Below are 7,138 nucleotides of genomic sequence, written 5' to 3' on the forward strand. Positions count from 1 at the left end.
TCCCGTGCCGTCCCGAAACGTCACTGCTGCTGAACGGTACGCACCCGGCGCAGGTCGAGGATGCCCGGCGCGCCGACATCGGTCAACAAACGTGCCTGTTTTTCCCGGAAGGCGGCCAGGTCGAGCTTGCCCGAGGTGAAGCCGGTCGCCTCAAAACGGCGAGCGCGGCGCGACTCGGCCTCCACGGCGTTGACCGGGGGCTGGTCGTAGGCGCGCCCGCCGGGATGAGCCACGTGATACGTGCAGCCACCGCGCGATGTTCCGGTGGTCAGGTCGATGAGTTCGAACTGCAATGGGACGTCGGTGGAGATGGTCGGGTGCAGCGCGCTGGGCGGCTGCCAGGCCTTGAATCGCACACCGCCGACGTGGATGTCTGGGTTGTCGGTGGCCAGTAGCGGCACCGGGTAGCCGTTGCAGGTCACCGCGTAACGGTGCCGATCGGCGCCGATGATCCGGACCTGCACGCGTTCCACGGAGGAGTCGACGAAGCGGGCGGTGCCGGTGGCGGTGGACTCCTCGCCGAGGGTGTTCCACGGCTCAATGGCCCCGCGCAGCTCGATCTCCACGCCGTCGAACACGGCGGTGCCGATGCGCGGGAACCGGAATTCGGTGAACGGGTCCAGCCAGCTCGTCTCGAACCCGATGCCTTGCGCGCGCAGGTCGGCCGCGACATCGGCGATGTCGTGAATCAGGAAGTGCGGCAACAGGTATCGCCCGTGCAGGTTGGCGCCGTGACGGATCAGCGGGGCGCGCAGCGGCTGTTCCCAGAACCATGCCACCAGCGAGCGGACCAGCAGCGACTGGACCATCGCCATCCGCAGATGGGGTGGCATCTCGAAACCGCGCAGTTCCAGCAGGCCCAGCCGGCCGCGCGGGCCTTCGGGACTGTAGAGCTTGTCGATGCAGAATTCCGCGCGGTGGGTGTTGCCGGTGATGTCGGTCAGCAGGTGCCGCAACGCCCGGTCGGTCACCCACGGCTGAGGCCGGCCACCTCCGAAAGACGGTGACAGGCGGGCGATTTCGGCGAACGCGATCTCGAGCTCGTAAAGCGCCTCGGCCCGGCCTTCGTCCACCCGGGGAGCCTGCGAGGTGGTGCCGACGAAGCGCCCGGCGAACAGGTAGGACAGCGAGGGATGCCGCTGCCAGTAGGTCAGCAGCGACACCAGCAGGTCCGGGCGGCGCAGTAGCGGTGAGTCGGCGGGGGTGACGCCGCCGAGCGTGATGTGGTTGCCACCGCCGGTGCCGCCGTGGGTGCCGTCGATGTCGAACGATTCCGTGGAAAGACGCGCCAGCCGGGCCTCCTCGTACAGCGTCTCCAGCTGGCGGCGCTGCTCGTCGAAACTCGCGGTGGGCGCGACGTTCACCTCGATCACACCGGGGTCGGGAGTGACGGTCGTCGACATCAGGCGCGGGTCCGGCGGCGGTGCATAACCTTCGATGACGACGGGAGCGTCGGCCTTGGCCACCGCGTTCTCGATGCGGTTGACCAGGTCGATGAAGTCTTCCAGCGCGCCGGTGGGCGGTAGGAAAATGTAGAGCAGCCCGTCGCGAACCTCGGCGACCAGCGCGGTGGTAGGCGCGTTCTGCGGGTCGACCAGGGTCGCGCCCTCGCCGGTGTCGGCGGGGTCCGGCGACTGGCCGGGACCCACGGTTGCAGGGTCGGCGTCGAACTGGGCGGGCGGGGGAGTCCAGCTGATCGCGTTCAGCGGCAGGCGCAGACCGGCCGGCGAATCACCCTCGGTGAGCACCAGACGCCCGCGGCGCAGTCGCCAGTCCGCGCTGGCCCAGCCGCCGCCGTCCTCGCGGCGGTGCAACGGCAGCACGTACGCCGACGGTGTGGTCACGGCCTCGTCGAGGCGGGCCAGCAGCGCGGCGCGGGCGCCGGCGCTGTCCTCGTCGAGATCTTCACCGTGCGGCACTGGATCGCCGTCGGGCAACCGCACGGCGGCCGCCAGCCGCAGCAGCGGGTCCTCGTAGGCCGGGCGCACCTGCGTCAGCGGCAAACCGAGGCCCTCGGCGACGCCGGCCAGCACTTTGTAGGCGGTCTCGTTGTCCGCCGGCGCCGCCTCGGCGTCCCGGCGCCAAGGATCTGCCAGCAGCGCGGCGTTGGTCCACAGCGGCCGTCCGTCGGTGCGCCAGTAGAGTCCAATCTGCCACCGTGGCAACGGTTCTCCGGGATACCACTTGCCCTGGCTGCGTTGCACGAGGCCCTGCGGCGCCCACTGGGCCTTGAGCCGGGCGGCCAGCTCCGAGGCCAGAATTCGCTTGTGCGGGCCGTCGGCGGCGGTGCGCCATTCCGGGTCGACCTGATTGTCCACCGAGACGAACGTCGGCTCGCCGCCGACCGTGAGCCGCACGTCACCGGCGGTCAGGCGCTGGTCGACGTGGCGGCCGACCGTGCATATCGCTTCCCACGCCTCGTCGGTGTAGGGCAGCGTGACACGCGGGTCTTCATGCACCCGGGTGACGGTGTTGGAGAACTCCAGCACCGAAGCGCAGGGGTCGGTGCTGCCGGTGATCGGTGCCGCCGACGATGGATGCGGTGTGGCGGCCAGGGGGATATGGCCTTCGCCGGCAAACAATCCCGACGTCGGGTCCAGGCCGATCCAGCCCGCACCTGGGATATACACCTCGGTCCACGCGTGCAGGTCGGTGAAGTCTGCGACCGGACCGGACGGGCCGTCGAGGGCCTTGACGTCGGAGGCCAGTTGCACCAGGTAGCCCGACACGAATCGGGCGGCCAGGCCCAGTTGGCGCAGGATCGACACCAGCAGCCAGGCCGAGTCCCGGCACGAGCCGACGCCGGTGCGCAGCGTGAAATCCGGTGTCTGGACGCCGGGCTCCATCCGCAGGCTGTAGGTGACGTCGGCGTTGATGGCCCGGTTCAGCGCGACGAGGAAGTCGATCGTGCGGGTGCCCTCGGGCACGGAGAAGTTTTGCACCCACGCCTGGGCCAGGTCGCCCGGGCCGGAGCCGTCACCGTCCTCGTCGACGGGTCGCATGAAGGGTTCCAGGTCGTGGGCCAGCGCCTTGGGGTACAAAGACCCGTTCGTGGGGGGCCAGATCTCGGCCCAGTCCTCGATGAAGAAGTCGAACGGGTTGATCACCTTCAGGTCGGCGATCAGGCCGACGGTGATGGTCAGCTCCCGGGTCGGCTTCGGGAATACCAACCGCGCCAGGAAGTTACCTAGTGCGTCCTGTTGCCAGTTGATGAAGTGTTCAGCGGGTTCGACCCGCAGCGAGTAGGCATCGATTGGGGTGCGGGAATGAGGTGCCGGACGCAGGCGCACCACGTGCGGGTAAACCTGGACCAGCCGGTCAAAGGTGTAGCTGGTGCGGTGCTCCAGCGCAACTTTGATACTCATAACCGCTGATCCCATCACAGAAGACTGCCGCCCGCAGCGCGCGCCGATATCGGCTTGCGTTGCGGGCGGCAGCTATTCGTCGCTCAGCCGCTCCGGGTGAACGGCTCGTCAGGCGTACTGCTGTCCCGGGTACTGTCCGGGCGGCGGACCGGCCTGGTAGCCGGGTTGTTGCTGGTTGTCCTCGACCACCTGCCCGCCGGTGAGCTTGCGGTAGGTGTAGACCTGGATCAGCGAAGCGACGGGCAGGGCGGCGATCAGGCCGACGAAGCAGGCGATCTCGCCGACCAGCACCACCGCGTACTGCACCAGCCAGGACAACGCGCTGGGCCCCAGGTTGGCGCGGACTGTGGCGAAGCTGGCCTTGATCGCGTCGACCGGCGACAGACCTTTATCGACGACGAACGCGATCGCGAACTGCGCGAAGAAGGTGATGATCAGCGGCCCGACGAACGTGCAGGAGGTCAGCACGGCGGCCAGCCCCAGCAGCAGCGTGGTGAGCAGCACGCCGCCCACGTTGCGCGGCTTGAAGAACGTTCCGATGCTGACCGGCCTGCCGTCGGCGAGCTCTAGAGCGCCGGTGACCAGCGCGGCCTGCATGTACATCGCCACGAAGAACGCGGCGATATAACCGATGGTCAACACGATGTAGCTGATCGCCGAGAAGCTGGAGGTCGAGGCTTCGTAGGCGTACCCGCTGCCGTAGTCGTAGGTGGTCGTCGTGGTTTCCGACGTCGCCATGGCGATGCCGAACGGAATCCCGATGACCGCACCGAGCGCCACGAAATAGATCAGGGTGGGTACGGCCAGCGCGGCGATGTTCTGGGTGAACCTGGTCCACGCCCAGCCGAAGGCGTTACCGACGCTGAAGTCGGCAGCGGGTCCGCCACCGAAGCCCGCCGGGTATCCGGGTGGGGGCGGGGGCGGCGCACCCGGGCCGCCGTAGGGCGGGGGCGGCGGGGCGCTGTAGCCGGGAGCCTGGTAGCCGCCGGGCTGACCGGGCGGCGGGCCCTGCGGTTGGCCGTAATCGGGCGGGGGCGCGCCGTAGTTGGGTGGTGGCGGCGGGGGTGCGCCGTAGCCGGGGGGCGGCGGCGGGGGTGCGCTGTGGCGCCCCGGGGGTGGCGGGTAGCCGGAACTGCCACCCTGAGGGTCGGACGGATTGCCTGGATATTCTGGCGGCTGGCTCATTGCTGTCCTAGTTGCCTCGTAGTTCGCTTCCGATCGGGGCGTAGCAAAGCGGAACTTAGCAAATATGTGCCCAACACGCGCGCATTGGCAGGCTTCTGGCTGGGCATTTATTCGGGGCCGCGTCCGCTCGTCCTGCGCGGCAGTACCGCGTGGTATGCCTGAAGTCGTGTCCGACGGTCTGTTCGACCTGCCCGGCGGCCTGGAATCGGCCGATCGCAGCCTGAGCGTGTCGGGTGCCGGAGCGCCGCTGGCGGTCCGCATGCGTCCGGCGTCGCTGGACGAGGTGGTCGGGCAGGAGCATCTGTTGGCGGCCGGTTCGCCGCTGCGCCGGCTTGTTGAGGGATCAGGAGTCGCGTCGGCCATCCTGTACGGCCCACCGGGCAGCGGCAAGACGACCCTGGCGGCGTTGATCTCGCAAGCCACCGGCCGCCGCTTTGAAGCGTTGTCGGCGTTGTCCGCCGGCGTCAAAGACGTTCGCGCAGTGATAGAAAAGGCTCGCACGGCGTTGCTGCGCGGCGAGCAAACCGTGTTGTTCATCGACGAGGTGCACCGGTTCTCCAAGACCCAGCAGGATGCGCTGCTGGCGGCGGTGGAAAACCGGGTGGTGCTGCTGGTGGCGGCAACGACCGAGAATCCGTCCTTCTCGGTGGTGGCGCCCCTCTTGTCGAGATCGCTGATTCTGCAGTTGCGGCCGTTGGCTCCCGACGACATCCGCAAGGTGGTGCACCGGGCCATCGACGACCCACGCGGACTGGGTGGACGGGTCACCGTCGCACCCGAAGCTGTGGAGCTGTTGGTACAGCTCGCGGCCGGCGATGCCCGGCGCGCGCTGACCGCCCTCGAGGTGGCTGCCGAGGCTTCCGATCACGTCCTCGTCGAAACCGTCGAGCGGTCCCTGGACCGGGCCGCGGTCCGCTATGACCGAGACGGCGACCAGCACTACGACGTCGTCAGTGCCTTCATCAAGTCGGTACGCGGCTCGGATGTGGACGCGGCGCTGCACTATCTGGCCCGGATGCTGGTGGCAGGGGAGGACCCGCGCTTCATCGCCCGCCGGCTGATGATCCTGGCCAGTGAGGACATCGGCCTGGCGGATTCGACGGCGCTGCTGGTGGCAGTCGCCGCCGCGCAGACGGTGGCGCTCATCGGTATGCCCGAAGCACAGCTGACGTTGGCGCACGCGACCGTTCATCTGGCCACCGCACCGAAGTCCAACGCCGTGACAACGGCGTTGGGCGCGGCGATGGGGGACATCAAGGCCGGCAAGGCCGGTCTGGTGCCGCCCCACCTGCGGGACGGGCACTATTCGGGCGCCGCGGCGCTCGGTAACGCGCAGGGCTACAGGTACTCTCATGACGACCCGGACGGCGTTGTGGCTCAACAGTATCCGCCGGACGAACTGGTCGGTGTGGACTACTATCAGCCCACCGGTCGCGGCGGTGAACGGGAGATCTCCGGCCGCTTGGACCGGTTGCGCGCGATCATCCGTGGAAAGCGGGGCCGGTCATGAAAACCTTTACCGACGACGAGATGGCCCCGTTGCTGGCCACTGCCAAGACCTACAGCCTGGTGATCCTCAAACGCGGGCCCAACTACGGCGAAGAGACCGCGACGCCGATCATCTGGGAACACGGGCGGCGCAATTTCGGGCTGCGCGACGACGGGGTGCTGGCGGTCGTGTTGCCCACCACCGACGAGTCCGAGGTCTGTGGCGTGGGCGTCTTCGCCGCGTCGGTGCAGGAAACCGCGGCGATCATGGACGAGGACCCTGGCGTCGCGGCAGGGGTGTTCGGCTACGAGGTGCACCCCTGCCTCGGCTTTCCCGGCGACGCGCTGCCCTGAGGTTGCTCGCGCTAACTAAACCAGCTCTGGCACCCGCAGGTGGGCCAGCGCCAATTCGAACTCGCCCACGTCGTCCTGGTCGATGCCGAGGTCGCGCAGCATCGCGGTGCGCAGCGACCGGGCCGGCTCCGCGCAGCGCTCCATCGCGTCGAGGCTGTCGTAGGTCACCGAGGCCACCGCCCGGGCCGACGTCGCGTCGACCAGCAGGCTCGCGCTGCAGAAGCCGTCGAATTCCTCGACCGCCGGCAACACCGCCCACCGGTAGAAATCGACGGCGCGCTCGAACTGCTCGGGGCGGGCCCGCAGCCAAGTGGCCCGTACGCAGGCGCCCGGCCCGGAGTGATGGTCGCGGTGCAGCAACGCGATGCGCCATTGGTCGACGACCGCGCTGCCGCCGAAGACCTCGACCGCGCGATAGCGCACCGGCCATAGCCGCTCGGCGCTCGCCTGCATCGCGGCCTCGGACTCCCAGGAACTGGTGGCGATGCAGCGGCCAGACTCGCGGTCGACCAGCAGCGAGATCCCGAGGCAACCCTCCATCTGACGGAGAGCCGGCATGACCACGTCGCGAACGTGGGCGATGCCCATATTGATCGACGAGCGCTGCGCCTGAATGGTGGTGGAGCGTGCGTACACGGCCGACTCCTCCTGTGTCGGAGCGGCGCCGCGGGGATTGATCAGGGCGCCGCGCGGTCCCACCCCCCACCTTCCTCTCGCGAGCGGGGTGTGGCAATGGTCACATCGCG

At 68.8% G+C, this 7,138-nt stretch carries 5 protein-coding genes; 2 read left to right on the forward strand and 3 right to left on the reverse strand.

Annotation, left to right across the window (positions count from 1 at the left end; all coding sequences use genetic code 11):
* Positions 1-20 precede the first annotated feature (20 nt).
* Together BN972_RS09110 and BN972_RS09115 are read right to left on the reverse strand one after the other, a co-directional pair.
* The gene (locus tag BN972_RS09110) at positions 21-3,365 is read right to left on the reverse strand and encodes a transglutaminase family protein (protein ID WP_036355233.1); all 3,345 of its coding nucleotides are present in this window, start codon (positions 3,363-3,365) and stop codon (positions 21-23) included.
* A 108-nt stretch (positions 3,366-3,473) separates the two neighbouring features.
* Positions 3,474-4,550, reverse strand: a complete 1,077-nt coding sequence (locus BN972_RS09115) for a DUF2189 domain-containing protein (protein WP_036355235.1) — start codon at positions 4,548-4,550, stop codon at positions 3,474-3,476.
* Positions 4,551-4,704: 154 nt separating this feature from the next.
* Here BN972_RS09115 and BN972_RS09120 point away from each other — a divergent pair, with 154 nt between their 5' ends.
* Together BN972_RS09120 and BN972_RS09125 are read left to right on the forward strand one after the other, a co-directional pair.
* A complete protein-coding gene (locus tag BN972_RS09120) occupies positions 4,705-6,060 on the forward strand; it encodes a replication-associated recombination protein A (protein ID WP_036355237.1) in 1,356 nt (451 codons plus the stop codon).
* A complete protein-coding gene (locus BN972_RS09125) occupies positions 6,057-6,392 on the forward strand; it encodes a YciI family protein (RefSeq protein ID WP_036355239.1) in 336 nt (111 codons plus the stop codon). Before BN972_RS09120 ends, BN972_RS09125 begins: the two co-directional genes overlap by 4 nt.
* 15 nt (positions 6,393-6,407) lie before the next feature.
* Here BN972_RS09125 and BN972_RS09130 read toward each other — a convergent pair whose 3' ends face one another.
* On the reverse strand, positions 6,408-7,028 hold the full coding sequence (locus BN972_RS09130) for an antibiotic biosynthesis monooxygenase (protein WP_036357090.1): 621 nt from the start codon (positions 7,026-7,028) through the stop codon (positions 6,408-6,410).
* Between the last annotated feature and the right edge of the window lie 110 nt (positions 7,029-7,138).

Source organism: Mycobacterium asiaticum DSM 44297 (genome assembly GCF_000613245.1).
Classification (GTDB): domain Bacteria; phylum Actinomycetota; class Actinomycetes; order Mycobacteriales; family Mycobacteriaceae; genus Mycobacterium; species Mycobacterium asiaticum.

Excerpts from the sequence above, each read along its gene's own strand:
- BN972_RS09120 (WP_036355237.1), top strand. The coding sequence starts at position 4,705 with ATGCCTGAAGTCGTGTCCGACGGTCTGTTCGACCTGCCCGGCGGCCTG.
- BN972_RS09110 (WP_036355233.1), bottom strand. The coding sequence starts at position 3,365 with ATGAGTATCAAAGTTGCGCTGGAGCACCGCACCAGCTACACCTTTGAC.
- BN972_RS09115 (WP_036355235.1), bottom strand. The coding sequence starts at position 4,550 with ATGAGCCAGCCGCCAGAATATCCAGGCAATCCGTCCGACCCTCAGGGT.
- BN972_RS09125 (WP_036355239.1), top strand. The coding sequence starts at position 6,057 with ATGAAAACCTTTACCGACGACGAGATGGCCCCGTTGCTGGCCACTGCC.